17 protein-coding genes are annotated in these 19574 nt (G+C 41.5%); 5 read left to right on the top strand and 12 right to left on the bottom strand.

What is annotated here, in order from left to right:
• Positions 1–10: 10 nt before the first annotated feature.
• From R8P61_13320 to R8P61_13310, 3 genes are all read right to left on the bottom strand, one after another.
• The gene (locus R8P61_13320; GenBank protein MDW3648041.1) at positions 11–721 is read right to left on the bottom strand and encodes a polysaccharide biosynthesis/export family protein; all 711 of its coding nucleotides are present in this window, start codon (positions 719–721) and stop codon (positions 11–13) included.
• A gap of 356 nt (positions 722–1077) precedes the next feature.
• Entirely contained in the window at positions 1078–4776 is a 3699-nt protein-coding gene (locus R8P61_13315; protein ID MDW3648040.1) for a hypothetical protein, read from the bottom strand.
• Entirely contained in the window at positions 4760–5107 is a 348-nt protein-coding gene (locus R8P61_13310; protein ID MDW3648039.1) for a hypothetical protein, read from the bottom strand. Before R8P61_13310 ends, R8P61_13315 begins: the two co-directional genes overlap by 17 nt.
• 235 nt (positions 5108–5342) lie before the next feature.
• Here R8P61_13310 and R8P61_13305 point away from each other — a divergent pair, with 235 nt between their 5' ends.
• Positions 5343–6392, top strand: a complete 1050-nt coding sequence (locus R8P61_13305; protein MDW3648038.1) for an alcohol dehydrogenase family protein — start codon at positions 5343–5345, stop codon at positions 6390–6392.
• A gap of 67 nt (positions 6393–6459) precedes the next feature.
• Here R8P61_13305 and rpmA read toward each other — a convergent pair whose 3' ends face one another.
• From rpmA to R8P61_13285, 4 genes are all read right to left on the bottom strand, one after another.
• Positions 6460–6729 (bottom strand): 50S ribosomal protein L27, encoded by a 270-nt coding sequence (gene rpmA, locus R8P61_13300; GenBank protein MDW3648037.1) that lies wholly within the window; start codon positions 6727–6729, stop codon positions 6460–6462.
• Between the two features lie 31 nt (positions 6730–6760).
• Positions 6761–7072, bottom strand: coding sequence for a 50S ribosomal protein L21 (gene rplU, locus R8P61_13295; GenBank protein MDW3648036.1), 312 nt, complete (start codon positions 7070–7072; stop codon positions 6761–6763).
• Positions 7073–7195: 123 nt separating this feature from the next.
• Positions 7196–7618: a peptide-methionine (R)-S-oxide reductase MsrB gene (gene msrB / locus R8P61_13290; GenBank protein MDW3648035.1), complete on the bottom strand. Its 423-nt coding sequence runs from the start codon at positions 7616–7618 to the stop codon at positions 7196–7198.
• A gap of 193 nt (positions 7619–7811) precedes the next feature.
• Entirely contained in the window at positions 7812–9263 is a 1452-nt protein-coding gene (locus R8P61_13285; GenBank protein MDW3648034.1) for a BatD family protein, read from the bottom strand.
• Between the two features lie 161 nt (positions 9264–9424).
• Here R8P61_13285 and R8P61_13280 point away from each other — a divergent pair, with 161 nt between their 5' ends.
• Positions 9425–10306: a polyphosphate kinase 2 family protein gene (locus R8P61_13280; GenBank protein ID MDW3648033.1), complete on the top strand. Its 882-nt coding sequence runs from the start codon at positions 9425–9427 to the stop codon at positions 10304–10306.
• A 162-nt stretch (positions 10307–10468) separates the two neighbouring features.
• Positions 10469–10825: a hypothetical protein gene (locus R8P61_13275; protein ID MDW3648032.1), complete on the top strand. Its 357-nt coding sequence runs from the start codon at positions 10469–10471 to the stop codon at positions 10823–10825.
• On the opposite strand, the gene R8P61_13270 is transcribed toward R8P61_13275, so the two are convergent.
• Positions 10809–11432, bottom strand: coding sequence for a hypothetical protein (locus tag R8P61_13270; protein ID MDW3648031.1), 624 nt, complete (start codon positions 11430–11432; stop codon positions 10809–10811). The genes R8P61_13275 and R8P61_13270 overlap by 17 nt on opposite strands.
• A 326-nt stretch (positions 11433–11758) precedes the next feature.
• A complete protein-coding gene (locus tag R8P61_13265) occupies positions 11759–12655 on the bottom strand; it encodes an aldo/keto reductase (protein ID MDW3648030.1) in 897 nt (298 codons plus the stop codon).
• Positions 12656–12917: 262 nt separating this feature from the next.
• Here R8P61_13265 and R8P61_13260 point away from each other — a divergent pair, with 262 nt between their 5' ends.
• A complete protein-coding gene (locus R8P61_13260; protein ID MDW3648029.1) occupies positions 12918–14132 on the top strand; it encodes a hypothetical protein in 1215 nt (404 codons plus the stop codon).
• Between the two features lie 54 nt (positions 14133–14186).
• On the opposite strand, the gene R8P61_13255 is transcribed toward R8P61_13260, so the two are convergent.
• A complete protein-coding gene (locus tag R8P61_13255; protein MDW3648028.1) occupies positions 14187–14591 on the bottom strand; it encodes a DUF2231 domain-containing protein in 405 nt (134 codons plus the stop codon).
• 6 nt (positions 14592–14597) lie between these two features.
• Positions 14598–15071: a DUF5606 domain-containing protein gene (locus tag R8P61_13250; GenBank protein ID MDW3648027.1), complete on the bottom strand. Its 474-nt coding sequence runs from the start codon at positions 15069–15071 to the stop codon at positions 14598–14600.
• Between the two features lie 227 nt (positions 15072–15298).
• Here R8P61_13250 and lon point away from each other — a divergent pair, with 227 nt between their 5' ends.
• A complete protein-coding gene (gene lon, locus R8P61_13245; GenBank protein MDW3648026.1) occupies positions 15299–17806 on the top strand; it encodes an endopeptidase La in 2508 nt (835 codons plus the stop codon).
• On the opposite strand, the gene R8P61_13240 is transcribed toward lon, so the two are convergent.
• Positions 17803–19320 carry a hypothetical protein gene (locus tag R8P61_13240; protein ID MDW3648025.1) on the bottom strand — a complete coding sequence of 506 codons (1518 nt, stop codon included), beginning with the start codon at positions 19318–19320 and terminating at the stop codon, positions 17803–17805. The genes lon and R8P61_13240 overlap by 4 nt on opposite strands.
• Positions 19321–19574: the final 254 nt, after the last annotated feature.

Below are 19574 nucleotides of genomic sequence, written 5' to 3'. Positions count from 1 at the left end.
AGCAAGTATTTTAAGGATTACTCCGCAACTCTAGTACCAGATTTATAATTAGGGTTGCTGCAGTAACAGCCGAGAAGAATACACCTAGAGAAGTTGAACTGACTTCAAAGGCTTTTGGTTTGATGGGTTCAACATAAACAACATCTCCCGGCATGAGATAATAATAGGGCGAATGCAATGCCACAGGACTACTTAAGTCAATATAAGCACTGATAGTTCCCGTTTCACTTTGCCTGATGATCTGGATTCTGGTCCGATCAGCAAAGTTTGTCATATCTCCAGCCTGACCAATCATTTCCAGTAGGCTATTTTTATCATTGTACATATACTGTAGTCCCGGATTTTTAACTTCTCCAAGGACCGTTACTCTTAAGTTGGCCAATTTTACCTGGGTTGAAGCTAATTCCATATGGGGCTTCAAGGCCAGATTGAGGGTATCTCTGAGTTCCCAGGTGCTGAGACCATTGGCTTTTACCTTTCCTATAATGGGCAGATCAAGGTATCCTTCTGAATCTACAATATAACTTACATAATATACGGATTCTGGATTAAAGTTTAGCTGTCCATTGGCTTGTTCTGAGACACCAAACTCACGATTGAGAAATTCCTGGGTAGAGCCATCAAAGGCATTAATCTTAATCATAAGATTGTCCAGGGGCTTTATTTTATAAACAGGTGGTGTAGGTGGGGGGCTGGTTTCCAAGTTTGCCTTTTGCTGCATCATTAGCAGTTGATTATGGCTTACACACCCTTGTGCACCGTATAGAACGCAAAGTGATAGTACGAATCTAAATACGAATTTCATGAATACAATAGCTGAGGGCACTACTCCTTGCGTTTTTGATCAAACATGCAGATTTACGTTCTGCGTGCATGAGAAAATCAGTTTCACTCATGCATGTTACATACAGCTTCAGGAAGTGCCCTGAATATTTTCCTAATCTTGTCTTAAGAACGAATTGATAATCCCCTGTAAATTAAAAAGAATTAGAAACGGATTACTATCCTATTAGGGGTTCAGAACAAACATATGCCTGAGCGGTAATATTTGCATAATTAAATGGATATTTTCCTTATTTAGACGGTCCGCTGAAATTTGTTAAATGAATTCATATCAGGATTTTGAGAATCCTGGCCTTCAAAAGCTTTTTGAAGTTCTGCCTCAAGGGCTTCAAGTCTGGATTTGGTTCTGCCTCTTTGTACGACCATTTCCCTTTCCATCTCAGCTAATTTCTTTCTCAAGGCCTCCTGGTCTTCTAATTGCGCCTGTGCAGACTCCAATTGTTCTGCCAGACTTGCTTTCTCCTGCTCAACAGATTTTAGCTTCTCAACAAATTTTCTAGCCTCTTTAGAAGCGACCAATTGCTCTTTGCCATTTCCACTAGCAACTCCAGAATGTTTGAACTCTTTCAATGCTCGGTCCTTTTCCCCCAATTTGATCTTTAGCGCACGAATCACCTCATTCTTGCCTGCGATCATTTTCTGAAACTTATCATCATCTCCAACACTGGGTTGATTTTCCTCCAGTACCTGAACCTTCTTATTTAGCTCGGATTTTGAATGGATCATCTCCTTCATTTCTCTCTCCTTCGCCTGCAATTCCGTTTTCATAATATTGAGGCGTGTTTGGAGAGCTGCAATATTGGCTTGTCTTTCATCAGGCTCCTGGTTCTCATTTGCCTGATTGGCAGCGTGCAACTTCTCTCTTTGTGAATCCAAACGTTTATTCAACTGATCAATCTCTTTTTCTTTTGAGCCTAATTCAGTTCTGTATTTTTGGATTTTATCTTCTCGATTGGTGATTTCCCTATTGAGGTTGCGAATGGTGGTATGCAGATCGGATAAGGTTTCGTCCTCTGATTCTTTTTCTGTGGAAAGAACTTCCAATCTTTTTACCTGAAGCCCTAACTCATTGGCGCGTGCTTCGGCTACATTCCTTTCTGCAACATATACTTCCAGTTTTGCCTTGGCATCATTCAATTCGAAATTGACCTGATCATAGTCCTGACTCAGAACTTTTTTAACTTCTCGCAAAGAGGTGAGTTCGTCTTCCAATTGGATGATGTGCTCATCTCTTCCTTTCAGCGCCAAGCCTATATCAGCCCAACGTGAAGTGCTTAGGTCCAATTTGGCTTTCAGTTCAACAATCTCATTTTCGGAACCTTTAATAGATTCATTCAAACTGCTGATCATGCCTTCTTTTTCCTCTACTTTTTTATTGAGGTTGAAGATCGCATTCAGATTATCCTCTATCTTCTTCTTGGAATCCTTTAGGTCAGAGTCTGTTTTGACATAAATATCCTTCAAACGAGCCAATTCTTTGGCCTTTTCTTCAAGATCCCTCTCCTGGATACCAATTTTCTTTTGCTGATCTACGATTTGATTTTTGTGTTCGTGTTCAGCGGTTCTTTGCTTTTCAATAACTCCACTAAGATCGAGTAATCGGATCTTGCTTTTTTCAAGCTCTGGAAGGGCCCGATCCAATTCGTGAGTTTTATCTTTCAGCTTTTGCCTTAACTCTTCTTTGTACTTATTGTTTTCCAGCAATTTGTCCGAAAGATTTTGCTTTGCCTGCTTTTCGATCTGAAATTTCTCGATATTCTCTTGAATCTCTTTGTCTTTCAGGCGCAACTGGGTTTCTAGTTGCCCGATCTTTTCATTGCCTGTATTGATATCATCATTGAGACCTTTGATCTTTTCTTCCAGATTTAAAATCTGTTTTTCATGTGAACGATAGATGTTTGCTGCATCCAGTTTTTGTTGATTAATCTCCTTTTTTAAGAGAAGGATTTCATCTTCTTTAACTTTAATCGTTCCTTCACTTTTCTTCAAAGCGAGCTCAAGACTCAACACTTTATCTTTAAGGGAATTCAAATCCCCTTTGAGTTTCATGTTTTCCGTCTCTCTTTCCGAGATCCGGTCATTTTTCTCAACCATCTTGTCTCCCAACTCCGCAATTTCGCCTTCACGGGATTTAAGATTTTGCTCCAACTCCTGTACCTCCAGTTCTTTTACTTTCAGGCGAACGTTAATAGCCTTCAGTTCGAGGATGCGATCATTGAGATTTGCTTCAGATTCAGAGGCCTGTTGGTTTAGTTTCTCTTTGTCCTTTTCCAGCTTTGAAATCTTGTGCTCTCTGGCGTCTACCTTGCTATTAAGGTTGTCCAATTCAGCCAAATGAACTTTCAACTCATCATTGTGCTTAAATTGACGCTGTTTGATTTCATCTTTTAGCTCTTCAATCTTTTCATCCCTTTCCTCTATATCCTTCCCAAGTTTAACATCAGACTGGACACGCTCATCTTTATATTCCGCAAATTCCTGGTCTTTATTGATGAGGAGATCCTGCTGAATTTTATAGCGGGTATGGAGTAGCTCCATTTCCTGCTTCAAGCTGTTTTTCTCTCTTTCAATCTCTTCCAGACTAGTTACATCTTCTGCTTGTTTGCTAAGCTCCTCATCCTTTTCCAGAAGAAATGCATCTTTTTCCTTCAATTTATTTTGAAGCAATTCGATTTGTTTCTTCAGAAGGTAGGCTCCTTCCTTCAGGTTTTGTTGCTGATTACTGGCTTGTTCAACTTCCTCTTGCTTCAGCTTTAGCTGCTTTTCAAACTCGAGTGCATTGGCCAATTTAGACCTGAGTTCAATCAACTCCTGGTTCCTGTCACTCAACTCTGTTTCCAACATCGAGACTTTATTGATTTGCTCATGCAAACCCAGAATTTCAGCATTCTTGGTCTCCAGATCATTTTCGTATTGATTGGTTTTAATCAACCTGATCTTTAATTCGCTGATTTCCTGCTCTTTGCTGGAAAGTGTTTTTTCCAGATCACCGATCTTTTTGATTTCAGACCGAAGTTCAATCAATTCTTTTTCTTTGGCAGCAAGTATAATCTTAAGATCTGAAGTTATCTTGGATTGCTCCTGAAGCTTTTCCAATTCCTCAGTTGTGTTCTCAAGATTGAGCTGGACTTCCTCAGAATCTTTGATTTCAGTTTTGAGGTTTTCTATTTCCAGTTCTTTTGACTCCAGAATTTTTTTGAGGCGCTTGATCTCTCCTTCAGTTTCTCTTACCCTGAGATTAGATTCTTGCGCTCTGCGATTGCTTTCGTCAAAAGAATGAGCCATTTTTTCATATAGCTCATTTTGTTTTCTGAGCCTTGATTTAAGCTCATCAAGTTCTCTGTTATCCGAACTATGATTGGAAAAGGAATTTATTTCCTGATTTATTTCCAGACTTCTGTCATCTACCTTACCTGTGAGTTTGAGGGTAGAATCTGAGGGACCTGAGAGATTGTCTTTATCATCTTCCAGTTTGTTGTAGCGAAGATCACTGTCATAATCTCTTTTACTTACCGGAATTTGTATTCTTGCGAGGGTTTTGTTCCAGTCAGCCAGGCGCTCAGAAGGATTGATGCTAAAGTCCTTCATTCTCCTTTGGCTACCCTTGATCATAAATTTATAATCTGTCAGGTGACTGGTATTTCTTCTCACAATAAAATTACCCAGAGAAAGATCATTTTCCAGAAAATCCAGAACGAAGTCATTATATAAGTACTTACCCAAAAGGAAAACCTGCTTTATCCCCATTGATTCCAGTCTTTGGGGAGAAAGTTTTTCTTTGAGGTATTCAGTAGGAAGATTGTTTTCCTCGATTGGGAGGAAACTTCCATTTACTTTACGTGGATTGTGGAAGTATAATAAGCTGATATAATTGTCCAGAGCTTCTAAAACAATACAAGGCTCCGAAATTATTTCATCATAATGCGATTCCATATAGATATGGTAGCACCAGGCTATCAATATGGACGATAGAGAGGCTTACGCCATCCCTGCTTATTACTTCTTGAATTTGAGCCAGTTCCGCTGCTGGTCGGTCATTGGGATAGAGAATAGACAAGCTAATCTCCTGGGGCATGGCTTCCCCATTTCTTTTGACAAAGTATCTGTATTCATTGAGGATTTCGTCCAGATTTTCCCGGAGTGCCTCAGCCGGAGTGCGATATCCGAATTCAATGAAAGGGTTGCCGTCTACTTCAAGAAATTCGGTAACTCTTCCAGATACACCAACTAGTAGCTTTTTACGTGTGAATATTAAACTGATCATTATAAATCCTATTTCCCTGTACCTAATAGACCGACAATTTTCCGAATAAACTTACATTATCCTAGTTGCAGAATCTTAATCGCGTACAATGATGCACCAATTGTCTGCATTAGTACCTATTCGGAAATATCTATAAAGCAATAATCCCTCCAACTTGGCATTTTCCGAAAATTAAAAATGAATTTTATTGACCCTCTTTACTATTTTGAGGCATTATTGATAATCATACTATAAGATGAATGCCATAACTTTCCATAAGCAATATAAAATAGGCACTGAAAAAGTTTCGGACCCTGTTATTTTGGATCAAAGAGATGCTATCGTAAAAGTTAAATTTGCAGCACTATGTGGATCAGATCTACATGTGTATCGAGGGCATGAGAAGGGACAGGATCCCGGGACGGTAATGGGACATGAATTTGTGGGAGAAGTTGTGGAGCTGGGGAAAGAGGTGAAAAATATTCAAAAAGGGGATTGGGTAGTTTCTCCATTTACTACCAACTGTGGCAGATGCTACTACTGCCGGATCGGTTTGAGTTGTCGCTGCGAAGAAGGACAATTGTTTGGATGGGTATCAGGAGGCAAAGGTCTTCAGGGGGCACAAGCCGAATATGTAAGGGTTCCTCTTGCAGACTCCAGTCTGTTAAGTTTTTCTAAGGATTTGCCCGCAGAGCAAGTGTTGTTTTCGGGTGATATCCTTTCCACAGGATATTATTGTGCCAGTAGAGCAGATTTACAATTAGATGAGTTAGCGGTAGTAATTGGGTGTGGGCCAGTGGGCTTGATGAGTATACTATCTGCCCGCGAACTGGGAGCGAAGAAAGTAATAGCGATAGATGCTGTTCCCGAAAGACTAGCCATCGCAGAGAAGTTTGGCGCAATCGCTGTAAATTTTAAGGAAGAAGACGCGATTGAGCAAGTAAAGGAGCATAGTGAGGGTAGGGGAGCCAGTTCGATAATGGAAGCAGTAGGGGCTTCTTCTGCTGGTCGTCTGGCCTTTGATATAGCGCGCCCAGGAGCTACTATTTCGACAGTAGGTGTCCATACCAGTAATCATATCGATTTCTCACCGGTAGAGGCTTATGATAAAAATATAACGTATCGGATAGGAAGGGCGCCTGCGAGAGCATATATGGACAAAATGATCCATTTGATCGCAAGTGGGAAGTATCCCATAGGAGAGATCGTTTCTCATAGATTGGCCCTGGAAAATTCAGTCCATGCATATGAGATTTTTGATCAAAAGAAAGAAGCTTGTCTCAAGGTTGTTTTTGACATGAAATAATATCTAACACCGTTATGAATGGAGTCCAAATAATAGGCTCCTGAAAATAGAGCCTATTATTTTTTCTTTATTCTGCGGCTTCTTCTACACTTACAACCTTACGAGTTTTCTGGTTGTAGGTACGTGTAGTGAATTTAACCGTTCCTTCAGAAAGAGAGTAGAGGGTATGGTCTTTTCCCATTCCAACTCCTTCTCCGGCTCTAAATTTTGTTCCTCTTTGGCGAACGATGATGTTGCCAGGAATTACTTTTTGTCCACCGTAAATCTTTACGCCAAGGCGTTTACTTTCTGATTCACGTCCGTTTCGGGAGCTACCTCCCCCTTTCTTATGTGCCATGAGTATTTGGTATTAGGTGTTAAAAAAGGAATTACCCTTTGATAGCTTCAACTTCAATTTGAGAAAGCGCTTGACGGTGTCCGTTTTTTACGCGGTAACCTTTGCGTCTTTTTTTCTTAAAAACGATGATTTTATCATCTTTTAGGTGATCCAGTACTTTCACGGAGACACTCGCACCTTTAACAAAAGGTTTGCCTACGGCTACCTTTCCGTCATTGTCTACAAGAAGTACTTCTTTAATCTCCACACTTTCACCGGGCTCCTGCTCCATACGATTTACGTAAAGCTTCTGGCCCTGCTCTACTTTGAACTGATGTCCTTTGATATCTACAATTGCGTACATATTGCTATTCAAATTTTGAGTGTGCAAAGATAGGTAAAAAATGCATACATACAAACCTATCTGATGCTCTCAGAAAATATTTTGATATTGCTTTCGAATGTTACTCAGGCTTAGCTGATAAGCTTAGTTGTTATCGCTCTTCTCTGCGGTCTCAGATTGAGGAACAAAGTTGAGGGATGCCGAATTTATGCAATAGCGCAATCCGGTAGGTCTTGGCCCATCTGGAAAGATGTGTCCCAGGTGAGATTCACATCGATTACAGTGAACTTCGGTTCTGACCATTCCATATGAAGTGTCGCGATCTTCTCCTACATGTTCTTCCTGTATGGGTTCATAAAAACTGGGCCAGCCCGTTCCTGACTTAAACTTGGTGTCAGAGGCGAACAATGGAAGTCCACAAGCTACACATGTGTAGGTGCCTTCAGTTTTGTTGTCCCAATATTTACCTGTGAAAGCTCTTTCAGTTCCATGACCTCTGGCAACTCTAAATTGCTCAGGAGTCAAAAGTTCTTTCCATTCTTCTTCTGTCTTGACGACCTTTTCAATAGATGATGATGTCACAGCGGCTGATTTTTTTTGTGAGGACTTTGTGGTGGAATTCTGGGCACAGGCGCTAAACATGCCAAAGCAGAGGGCCAGACTCAGAATTTGATTGATGATTTTCATATTAACATTATAAGTTTCAGAACTTATGCAAATTGGGCAATAGTTCTTTTCCTATATGTAAAATAAGTGATATTTAGGCCTTTTTGTTTTGTAGTAACTTTTTCAGACCGGGAGAAAGGGCTGCTTTTTGCTTATTCTTGCCGAAAAACCAGTATGCGGGTTGGAAAAAACTCAACAATAACAGGATCAAAATCGCACCGGATGCGCCAAGAATCCAGCTGTTTATTCCCTCAATTCTGTAAGGGGGAGTATTGCTGCTATCCTTCAATGCAATTCGGTAAAAATTATCGAGGGTATTGATCTCAAGAAGTTGAGGGATGGCCTCTCCTTGTATACTTAGATAAATTGAGTCTGAGTAAGTAGAGTCATAGCTGTTTTTTCGGGGATTGAAATAGTACAAACTCAGGGGAGGTATGCGATAATCTCCAGCTTGAGAAGCGACGAGTTCATATATAAAGGTCTTTTTCCCTTTAAGGGCTTCATGATCCGGGATGAGTTCAGGACGTGAGAGGGGATCATATATCAAAAAACTCTCAGGGCCCTTTAGTCTTAATCTGGGAACAGCTCTTAAATTTCCAATGCCACTTACTTCAACGAATAGTCTTATAGGCTCTCCACAGAAATAATTGCTTTTATTCAGACTATCCTTGATCTGAAATTCTCCTACAGTCGCTGATAAAGGCAAAGAAGTAGGAGGAAGAGATGAAACCGAAAGTCGGGAAATTCTACTGATAAATTCTGCAGGATAGTATCGGATAGAGTAGTCTTCGCTCGCTTTGCGATTATTTCCTTTCTTACGCAGCCATTTTTTTCTCAGTTGTAATTGAAAAGCCGGCAGATCAATATTCCCTTGCTTCTTGGGGATAAGGTAAATACTGCAGAGAGACAAGAGGTCCTGATCCTCGGGGCTCGACTTCTCAGAAATGTTCTTTATCATTCGCTTAGGAATCACTTCCCAATCAAAAGCGCCATCATCGAGTTGAGCAATGATTTCTTGTTCTATTTTTTCTAAATCAGGGAAAGAAAAATTATTCAGGTATTTCTCATCCAGTTTGAGACAAATGTCCAGTTTCACTGCCTGACCTTTATATACATCTATGGGTTCCAGACGGCTAATCAGTTCAACGGGGAATTTTACTTCTTGAAAAGCTGGAGATATTCCCGAATCTTCAATGACCTTTCCGGATAGAGGATCGGTAAATATTTTTCGATCTTCAACATAAACGGGAAAGGAGGGGATTTTGAATTCTCCCAGCGCAAGTGGATAATACAATTGAGAATAAGTAGCTTCCCTTCTACTTCCCCTGCTTAATTTGGGACTAATCAATTTCCCTTTCCTGAATCCAGTGATATCAGGAAAATGGGGTTCCTCAATTTTTTTACGACTTAATATAGTAAGGTCAAGCTTCAGGATCTCCGAAGCTTCCAGATGAGTCTTATTTATTTGTGCCTTTAGGTTTTGTGCGTCTGAGCTAACAGGTAATAAATAAACGAACAAACAAAAAATGAACAGTTGTTTGGGCATGTCCGGTGTTTGTTAGGCAAACGAAAGTAACTTTTTTCAAAGCAAAAGAAAAGAACTTCGATCCATTTTATTATTCGGCAAGCCTGTCTATTCTCAATTACTGCCTATTCGAGGTTGAATACTCTTCGAATAGTATCTATATTTCCAGCTAAACGAAAACTATGAGATTTATAGATATAAAGCCCTACCTGGCTGATGGTTCAAAAAAGATCAAATTGAGTAAATTCCCGAACAAGGTTCAGGAGTGTTATGAGGATAAGAAGGACTATAAAGATCAATTGTCAGATTATCGGGAGGAAATCGATGAGTTGCAAAACATGATGTATGCCCATGACCGATATGGGATGTTATTGATCTTCCAGGCCATGGATGCAGCAGGAAAAGATAGTACCATCCGCCACGTAATGTCTGGCATCAATGCGCATGGGGTTGAGGTATCTGCGTTCAAAGCCCCAAGCAAAGAAGAACTGGATCATGATTTTATGTGGAGAACGACCCGTAGATTTCCTCCTCGTGGGAGAATAGGGATTTTTAATAGATCCTATTATGAAGAAGTATTGGTTGTAAAGGTACATCCTAAGATTGTGCAGAAATACCAAAGAATTCCTCCAGAGCAAATTGAGGATTTGGATAAAGTCTGGCAGGATCGCTACCAGGATATTCGGAATCTGGAGGATTATGCTTTCCGAAATGGAATTCAGGTAGTCAAGTTTTTTCTAAATGTCTCTAAGGAGGAGCAGAAAAACCGATTCCTGGCACGGATTGATACCCCTTCGAAGAACTGGAAGTTTTCGGGAGGAGATGTCGAAGAAAGAGGACACTGGGATAAGTATATGGAGGCCTATGAAGATGCCATCAATGAAACGGCTCGACCCACTGCTCCCTGGTACCTGGTTCCAGCAGATGATAAAAAGAATATGCGCCTGATTGTATCTCAGATCATATTGCAGCATATGGAAAAACTGGATATGGCTTATCCTAAACTGGATGCAGAAACTATGGCCGAGCTAGAAGGATATAAACAAAGGCTGCAGAATGAATAATTAGGCCTTCCTTTTGCAACCTTTTTACCCACAATCTCTTCTTAGGGGAAATTAAGTCCTATGCCTCATTTTTTGCGGCAGAACCTTATCTGCTGCCTGATATGCATCTCTTGTTTTTCCCTTTATGCGCAAAGCGATCTACCTGAAATTTTGGAGACAGCAATGAATTCCAGTCAATGGGAAGGGTACTTCTGTAGAGATAGCAGTAAGAACGTACTGCTAAAAGGAATTGTAAGTAACTCGCGAATTCCTCTTTATAAAGACCTGAGTTTCCAAAAAGAAATTCTGCCTATGCGTTTATCTATTGATAAAAATGATCAACACTGGCTGGAGATCAAAAAAATACGCCTGGGATCGGAACAGGTAAAAATTAAACTTCTATACGATCAAAGAGTTAAAGTTCGAATGAAACTGGTCAGGAATGAGAAAGGGTATTGGGTTGAATCCAGCAGTATTTTTAGTCAGAAATTTGCTTGTGGAGGCGCAAAAATGAAAAAAGCCTTTAGTTGGTCTTTTTAGGATTTTCTTGAAATTCCCAGGAAGTATCAAATTCCTGATTGAGCATCTGGAGATAATTGAGGGTGGATGCTAATTCAGCCAAAACCTTTTTGTAGGAAGGATCGATTTGGTGAGACTCCGCATTCCAGAAATCCTGAATTTCAGTTAAACCCTGGATGTTTTCCTCTATTTTTTTACGCGTATTCTCTCTTTGTTCCTGAAAATTTTTGATCGCGTAACTATGAATTCGTTTATATAGGATTTGGCCCGAAAAACGTACGGTATCCCTTGGCATAAACTTTATACGGCCATTGACTTCCTCAGCCAGCTTGTGACCTGCTTTTTCTGATGCATGGATAAGGATAAGGGGTAATTCCGGGTCAAATTGTTTTACCTTCTTTATAAAGCCTGGATTGGAACAAGTCTCATAATCTATGATGACCATGTGAGGATTTTCCTCTTCTAGGATAGATGAATCTATCTCCAAACTTTTGTGTCTCTTAATGACTTTGGGAAGGTTGATTTGGGAAAGAATGCCTTCAATTTCTTCTTCAAGGCTTTCATCCTCAGAAACAAGTACAACCCTTTTAGGGGATTTTTTACAATATACCAATGCGCTTGCCTGCATATCTCGGGTGGCTTTCTGTTTGTTTAAAGGTTTCAGGAAAAGTAAAGAAGTAAAACTGAAAGGATTTTCCCTTTCTGAGCTACATATATACCGGCCTCATATTTGAATCCCAATCCAAAAGAGGCTTTATATTAACGCAATATGAAGGAAGTAAGAAATGTAAGTAGGAATGCCAAAAAGAGGGATTTGAAGGGACTTTACAGCTTCATTAGACTTGATTTAGGGGAAGGCGGCAGACAGGAAGAAAAGTAAATATTTTTTGCTTTCGCCACATATTTCTAAAAAGAAGGGCAAATGATCCTAATTAGAACATATGATAGTTCGAACTACCTGTGTTTTTCATATCGAATAGGCCGGATACTCGTTTGAAGACTGATCCGTTCGTCCATACTCAGAGCAGGAGAAGACGCGGCCCCAGTATTTTCCAGGATTTGCTCAAGCTTACTGGCACCTGATACGATGCTACATACTGCTGCATGCCCCAGACTATATTGTAAGGCTACCTGAGCCGGACTCCTTAGAGGGCCACTTACATTATATACCGCCTCCCGGGCCTCTTTAACCTCTTCAGCAGTATATCCCAAATAAGGTCTTGCTTCTTTATCTACCAGAAGACCTTTTGCCAGCCCTCCTCTGACAAGCACTGAGACTCCATGGGCATGGAGATGATCCAGGCTAAATTCCTCGGGCCTACGGTCCAGCAAGCTGTATTGAATCATCACAGAACTCATATGGGACTTTTCCGTCCAGGCCCGAATGACATTCGGGCGAATGGAGGAAATGCCATAATATCTTATCAAGCCTTCTTGTTTTAGGTCTTCAAATGCACCTATGGTTTCATCAATAGGGTCTTCCATTGTCCCTCCATGAAGTTGATAAAGATCCAGATAATCGGTGCCTAATCTCTGGAGGCTTTTATGAATACTCTTTTTTATATAATCGGGATGTGGATTCCAGTCCCAGCCTGACCCATCAGCTCTCCATTCATTACCCACTTTGGATGCGAGGTAGACATTTTGTCGTTTTTCCTTCAAAACTTTTCCAACATTTTCCTCATTTAATCCTTTATCATATAAGTCTGCCGTGTCAAAGAAATTTATGCCCTGATCAATAGCAGCGTGAATAATTCGTTCATTTTTTGTCTGATCTGTGCCAAGTGACATACATCCCAGAGAGATAATACTTACATTTAATGAGGAATTTCCGAGCTTTTGGTACTGCATTTGTAGCAAAAATTGAGTTTTTAATAGAGTTTAAATATTATTTCGGCATAAAGTTTTTGATTTGACACTATATTTACTTGAGAATTTAGAGATTAATAGAGAACTTTGTTCAAGATATACGTAATACTAATATATACAAGCACAGCAAATTCACGTAACTATTACCTACAAACGCACTAGAGTAGTAATCATTAATATTATTTGAGACCCAAGTTTTGTTATTAGCGTCGTATTGTGCATAACCGACATTAAGCATCCTTTCATGAATCTTATCACCGTATTTCAACAAATTCAGGCCCGAGACTTACGAATGACACGCAGAGACCTCCAGGTAATTGGCTGGAGAGTAGCAGATTTGTACAGAGAAGAAACCGGGGGAGATCCAGAGCAGATAGAGCAACAGGAAGATGGGGAAAGTTTTAAAGTTAACGCCTATCCCGAAAACTTTATCGAGAAGATCGATCAGGAAATCAATGCCAGACTGGCATTCAAAGTAAAACGTAAAAAAGAAAGAGAAGCCGAAGAAGGTGGCCGAGGTGGCTACCGAGGAGGTGGCCGTGGAGGTTACAACCGAGGCGGAGGCTACAATCGTGGTGGCGGCGGCGGTTACAACCGCGGCGGAGGCGGTTACAATCGCGGGGGTGGCGGAGGCTACAACCGTGGTGGTGGCGGAGGCGGCTACAACCGTGGCGGCGGAGGCGGTTACAATCGCGGAGGTGGCGGAGGCTACAACCGTGGAGGTGGCGGCGGAGGCGGCTACAATCGCGGCGGCGGAAGCGGCGGTGGTTATGGAGACCGTCGTGAAGGAGGATATAACCGTGGAGGCGGTGGTGGCTACGGCGACCGTCGTGAAGGAGGTTACAACCGCGGAGGCGGTGGTGGTTATGGAGATCGCCGTGAAGGTGGCTACAACCGTGGAGGAGGCGGTGGATATGGAGACCGCAGAGAAGGTGGAGGCGGATACAATAGAGACAACAGAGGTGGAGATAATAGAGGAGGAGATAACAGAGGCGGCTATAACCGTGGCGGCGGTGGCGGCGGCTACAACCGCGATAGCAGAGGAGGTTACAACCGCGGTGGCGGTGGTGGCGGAGGCTACAATCGTGACAGTAGAGGAGGCTATAACCGTGGAGGCGGTGGTGGCGGAGGCTACAACCGCGGAGGCGGTGGTGGATATGGAGATCGCCGTGAAGGTGGTTACAACCGCGGAGGTGGCGGTGGATATGGAGACCGCAGAGAAGGAGGAGGATATAACCGCGACTATAGAAATAGAGACAATTATTCAGATCGCGATCGCAATTATAATTCTGATCAGGGGGATGCAGACAAGGATCCTTCAAAAAGAAGAAGAAGGCGTCGCATTGGTAGCTCCGAAAATGAATTTGACAACACAAATACAAATGTGGAGGAGACCAAGAATGTAGAAACGCCAGAAACCTCAAATGAGGAAAAAGGCGGAGGAGAAGCAGAAGAATGATCTGATAAACATAAATAAGAAAAAGCCCCGAAGAATTCTTCGGGGCTTTTTCTTTTAGGGATGAGCAATCTCTCCGCCCAGGTAGGAACTATAGACCATTACTCCCAGAAAAACTAAATAAAGAGTACTGAAAAATATCAGCTCTTTTTGTTTAAAACTTTTCTCCCGCAAGTAAGACCATACCAGTAGCATGCTAAATGCCCAGATGGCACCGTATCCCAGGATTTCATGATTTCGGACAATATCAGTTAAGGGACTGTCCGCTTCTATCTCGCTAGCTGCACTCCTGCCTGTCAACATGGCAAGAATCAATCCCACCACTCCTAAGAGGTGGACGAGTTTTGCAGATCGATAGAAGAAAAAGTCAGATTTGAAAAGATAAAAAATGTACAATCCACCAGCCAGAAATAAAAAGGCGATGGGGAAATGGACACTTATGGGGTGTAGCGTAAGAGGCAAAAGGAATTATTTTTTCTGTTTGGCTTCCTTCTCTTTGATCGCTGCTTTCTTAGCTTCTTCTTTGTTCTTTTCTTCTTCCTCTTTGGAGATTTTCAATTCAATGTCAAATGAACTGAGGATTTTATACCATCCGATCAGCTTCTTCACATTGGAAGGATAAACCCTTTCAGAGTCTAAAGTAGGTAAAACCCCGGTTAGAAAACCCATGAGTTCATCTTTGCTACTTTTCTTGCTGACAGGAAGCTCTTTCCCAAACTTTTTCTGGATCTCCTGCAACACGCTCAATAGTGGCTCACTGTCATCTTCGGTATAAATACTAACATCGGTGAGCTTGGACACCATCATATTTCCCCGAATTAGTTGTCGTTTTTTCTTGTCATCCAATGACTCAACCACTATCGAATTGTCATTATTCTTGATCACCTGATAAAGACCGGGTAATCCCGTTACTGAGACAACATCATTAAAAGATATAGACATATGTTTCGTAAAAAAAAGAGTTACTGTTAATTAACCTAAGCGCGAAAAAACAAAACTTACCTGACAAAATTGAACATTCCGACAAAAAAGTACTGACAATGTGCTAGAATACGTTAATTTTGTAAAGCAGGCACTCTCCTTGTTAAATACAATTGACGGCCGTTTTGCCCCATTTTTACTCCAATATACTGGCTAGGGCAAGATTTCAATACGCATAAGCAGACAAAATGACATTTTCACCATTTGATCAGGAAGGGTTTTTTGACGATGATTTTCAGATTGTATCTGATTCTGATGAGCAGAAGATCATGAATGAAGAGTTGCCCGATGAGATTGGTATCCTTACACTTAAGAATACAGTTCTTTTTCCGGGTATTGTGATTCCAATTACGGTAGGCAGAGATAAATCCATCAGACTGGTCAAGGAAGCTTATAAAAGCAATGACCGAAGAATTGGAGTAATCACCCAAAAGAATATAGAAGTAGAAGATCCTGATTTTGATGATTTGTATATGGTGGGCACCCTTGCCCACATTCACAAAATGATCAAGATGCCTGATGGTAGTGTTACGATTGTGATCCAGGGACGATCCAAAGTAGAAGTTCTGGAGTTCACCCAGAGAGATCCTTATTTCAAAGGGAAAATTACACGGGCTTTGGATACCTATCCGGAATCTGATCAGGTCAAAGCCCTCATGCATAGCCTCAAGGAAGAGGCCAGCCGCATCATTGATCTTTCTCCTAATATACCCAGTGAGGCAAGAATCGCGCTGGACAATATTGAGAGCCTGAGCTTCCTCACACATTTCATCGCATCCAACCTCAGTCTGACGATTTCTGAAAAACAGGAAATTCTGGAAATGGATGATCTTCTGGAGAAAGGAGAAATTATTCTTCAGTTTCTCGGAGATGAATTGAAAGTCCTTGAACTCAGTGAAGAAATTCAGACGAAAGTCAAAACGGACCTCGATAAACAACAAAGAGAATATATCCTTCGTCAGCAGATTCGAACTATTCAGGATGAATTAGGCGAAGCTAACTTTGAATCCGAAGTAGAAGAACTGCGAAATCGTGGCAGTGTGAAAATATGGCCGGATGAAGTTCAAAAGGCTTTCGACAAAGAAATCCTGAGGCTATCACGCCTGACCCCTTCTATGCCGGATTATGCCATCGTTATCAACTATATCGAATGGCTCCTTGATCTTCCCTGGGAACATTATGCAGAAGACAGTTTTGAGTTTCCTGAGGTACAGAAAATACTGGATGAGGATCATTATGGACTTGAGAAGGTAAAAGAGCGTATCCTTGAGCATCTGGCAGTATTGAAGCTGAAGGCAGATAAAAAGGCACCAATCATTTGTTTCTATGGCCCTCCCGGAGTGGGGAAAACCTCTTTGGGTAAATCTATTGCCCGAGCGATGAATAAGGAATTCATCCGCATTTCTTTGGGAGGTGCAAGAGATGAGGCCGAAATACGTGGGCATAGAAGAACCTATATCGGGGCGATGCCCGGTCGTATCATTCAGGGATTGAAAAAGGCGTCGACCAGCAATCCCGTTTTGATGTTGGATGAAATTGATAAAGTGGGGAATGACTTCAGAGGAGATCCCAGTTCTGCCTTATTGGAAGTGTTGGATCCGGAGCAAAACAATAGTTTCCGTGATAACTTCCTCGAAGTAGAGTATGATCTCTCCAGCGTGATGTTTATTTGTACAGCAAATACCCTTTCGACCATCCATCCTGCATTGAGAGATAGAATGGAGATCATCGAAATCAATGGATATTCGCTTGAAGAAAAGATCGAGATAGCGCGTAAGCACTTATTACCCAAAGCCAGAAAGGATCATGGCTTGAAGACCAGCCATATCGGGGTGAGTCCTAAAGCTATTCGCACAGTAATTGAAAATTACACCAGAGAATCTGGCGTGCGTGTCCTGGGAAGGCAATTTGCGAGCATTTGCAGAGGAGTAGCCAAGCAAATTGTACTGGAGGGTAAAAAGAAAGTCAACGTATCTGAGAAGAACCTTAGAGACTTCCTTGGCATAAAAAGATTTGAAAAAGAAGCCTATAAGCAGATTGAAAGTCCCGGAGTTGCTATTGGATTAGCCTGGACGAGGGTAGGAGGTGAGATTTTACATATAGAATCAACCCTGACCCCTGGAAACGGCCGACTGAGCATGACGGGAAAACTGGGAGAAGTGATGAAAGAATCTGCCACTCTGGCATATACCTATCTTCGGGCTAATTGCGATTCCTTTGGCATCCCTTACGATGTCTTTAAGCACTGGAACATTCACCTGCACATTCCTGCGGGAGCAATTCCTAAAGATGGCCCCTCAGCAGGTATAACCATCCTGAGCTCTTTGGCATCTCAGTTCTCTCAACGCCTCATTAAGACCAATTTGGCGATGACGGGAGAGATTACCTTAAGAGGTAAAGTATTGCCTGTAGGGGGAATAAAGGAAAAAGTGCTGGCCGCAAAACGAGCTGGAATCAAAACCATCGTCCTTTGCCAGGAAAACCAGAAAGATGTAAGTGAGATCAAGGAATCCTATGTAAAGGACCTTGAATTCATCTATGTCAGTAAGATGTCAGAGGTAATAGAGCATGCCCTGGAAATAGAGCCAGTTAAAAATGCCAAACGATTGCTTCCTAAAAAAAAGGAATCAGAAAAAGCCGCTGAAAAAGATCTTAATAGAATAGAGCAAATCAGAAAGATTGTCGCTCAGGCCTAGATTTCCTGGAGCTGGCCACTGATTTCTTTCTTTTGCCGGTTTAACCATACAAGAAAATCAAAATGATGGAAGGCTTTCCGATGGAGAGGGTCTTCCATCAATGCATATAGGACCTCATGTGCGTCGATCAATAATTGGCTATGGTAATTGGGGTCCTTGATCTTGTCATTGGATAGTTTGCTGAACAAACGGAATATTTCTTCCTCTGGTTTGTAGAGTCTTTGAGAACGACTTAGCTGACCGGAGAGGGATTTTGCGCGATACTTAAGCAAACTGAAGTTTCCGAGGTGATAGTGGACAACCATATTCAGGATTTCCAGACTGATCTGTAATTCTCGATTGGCAGCAGATCTATGTTCATTGAGCAATTCATTGACCTTATCCAGGGCATCTTTAATTCGATTTACCTTGACGAAAATGACTGCTGAAAGGAAATGACACCTGAAGGTATCGGCCTTTTTCATATGCTTTCTGTGGACCTGGCAGATTTTTTCCATCTCTTTCTGAAAACTGATGGCTTCCGCATATTCCTGATCCTTTATTAGTTTCTCAAGTCGGATCAGACTGGTATCTATTTTTGCTCGGGCCTCTACCGAGCGTTTGAGTTTCTTTGCTTTGGCGGGGAATGATTGAAGACGCTCAAGGTTAAGCTCAAACTCTTCCTCAGAGGCCTGTAAACTCAATCTAAGAATGCGACTCAGGATAGTGGCATAATCATAAGGAAATTCCTCGATATAGTCTGACTGCGATTCCATCAGGCCCAAAAGCTTGTGATTGGCTTGCAGTTCTTCTTTTACATTGCCGACGGCCTGATGATAATGTTGATGGATGCGCCAGAAATCCAGACCTGCATGAAAAGACAGCGGAATTTCTTCATTTTCCAGAAAAGGATGGGAAATAAAATCCTGATAGATTTTCATTTCCTGCTCATTCCTCACACTCGGAATCCTTTCAACCAACTCCTGCATCTGATAGAAGAGTTTCTTAAAGGCCATGCGATTGTCCATCCAGGCCATATGCGAAAGGGTATGCTGAAGTTCTCCAGCAGCTTTGCTGTATTCCCCCAAACGCTCATACGTCCGACCTTTCCAGCTGGCAATTTCAATCAAAAGCGCGTAGAGATCATATTTTCTCGCTTGTGATTCTGTTTTTTTCAGAATGGAAATGCATTGCTCATATAAGCCCCGTTCAAAAAGAATTTCTACCTGATGTAACTTTTCTTTGATATTAAGGCTGGTATTTTTTCCCGAATAAAAAGAGCTTAAGCTCTTGATGATAAGGTTGTAGAGGTAGTTTTTATCAGAAGCCAGATGCTGAGTTGCATAGCCATGACTTTTGAGTACTTCAACCAGAGCCTCTGCATTGTAGACTTTCATCTCAACCATCACATCAAAAAGCAAGATGTATTTTCGCTCTTTTCCTGTCGTATGTTGAGATGCATCTATGGTAAAACGCCGCTTTTCGGCCATACTCATCGACCGAACCAGTTCGTGTAATTTGTCTTTTTTATCCATTTCGCAATTAGCCTGCGGTATATCACTGTTACCTTCTGATAATTCAGAAAGTAATCTTTACTACAAAAAGCTTAGGGCGTATTGGCGAAAGATAAGTAGGGCATGCATTCTGTACAAACGAATGCAGTTCTTACTAACACTTACGCAAGTATAAGTAAGATATTTTATAATAAGCTATTTTCATAAGTTTCCGCACTTTTCCTACCTTGCGAGCATTCCCGGGAGCTTGCTTCTGGGACTCATATTTCAACGCA

The sequence above is a fragment of the Bacteroidia bacterium genome, assembly GCA_033391075.1.
In the GTDB taxonomy this organism is placed as follows: Bacteria; Bacteroidota; Bacteroidia; order J057; family J057; genus JAWPMV01.
This window is presented reverse-complemented; position numbering and strand designations above follow the sequence as displayed.

What these genes read in the sequence shown, in the direction of transcription:
- R8P61_13320 (MDW3648041.1), bottom strand. Translation starts at nt 721, where the DNA reads ATGCAGCAAAAGGCAAACTTGGAAACCAGCCCCCCACCTACACCACCT.
- R8P61_13315 (MDW3648040.1), bottom strand. Translation starts at nt 4,776, where the DNA reads ATGGAATCGCATTATGATGAAATAATTTCGGAGCCTTGTATTGTTTTA.
- R8P61_13310 (MDW3648039.1), bottom strand. Translation starts at nt 5,107, where the DNA reads ATGATCAGTTTAATATTCACACGTAAAAAGCTACTAGTTGGTGTATCT.
- R8P61_13305 (MDW3648038.1), top strand. Translation starts at nt 5,343, where the DNA reads ATGAATGCCATAACTTTCCATAAGCAATATAAAATAGGCACTGAAAAA.
- rpmA (MDW3648037.1), bottom strand. Translation starts at nt 6,729, where the DNA reads ATGGCACATAAGAAAGGGGGAGGTAGCTCCCGAAACGGACGTGAATCA.
- rplU (MDW3648036.1), bottom strand. Translation starts at nt 7,072, where the DNA reads ATGTACGCAATTGTAGATATCAAAGGACATCAGTTCAAAGTAGAGCAG.
- R8P61_13285 (MDW3648034.1), bottom strand. Translation starts at nt 9,263, where the DNA reads ATGCCCAAACAACTGTTCATTTTTTGTTTGTTCGTTTATTTATTACCT.
- R8P61_13280 (MDW3648033.1), top strand. Translation starts at nt 9,425, where the DNA reads ATGAGATTTATAGATATAAAGCCCTACCTGGCTGATGGTTCAAAAAAG.
- R8P61_13275 (MDW3648032.1), top strand. Translation starts at nt 10,469, where the DNA reads ATGAATTCCAGTCAATGGGAAGGGTACTTCTGTAGAGATAGCAGTAAG.
- R8P61_13270 (MDW3648031.1), bottom strand. Translation starts at nt 11,432, where the DNA reads ATGCAGGCAAGCGCATTGGTATATTGTAAAAAATCCCCTAAAAGGGTT.
- R8P61_13265 (MDW3648030.1), bottom strand. Translation starts at nt 12,655, where the DNA reads ATGCAGTACCAAAAGCTCGGAAATTCCTCATTAAATGTAAGTATTATC.
- R8P61_13260 (MDW3648029.1), top strand. Translation starts at nt 12,918, where the DNA reads ATGAATCTTATCACCGTATTTCAACAAATTCAGGCCCGAGACTTACGA.
- R8P61_13250 (MDW3648027.1), bottom strand. Translation starts at nt 15,071, where the DNA reads ATGTCTATATCTTTTAATGATGTTGTCTCAGTAACGGGATTACCCGGT.
- lon (MDW3648026.1), top strand. Translation starts at nt 15,299, where the DNA reads ATGACATTTTCACCATTTGATCAGGAAGGGTTTTTTGACGATGATTTT.
- R8P61_13240 (MDW3648025.1), bottom strand. Translation starts at nt 19,320, where the DNA reads ATGGATAAAAAAGACAAATTACACGAACTGGTTCGGTCGATGAGTATG.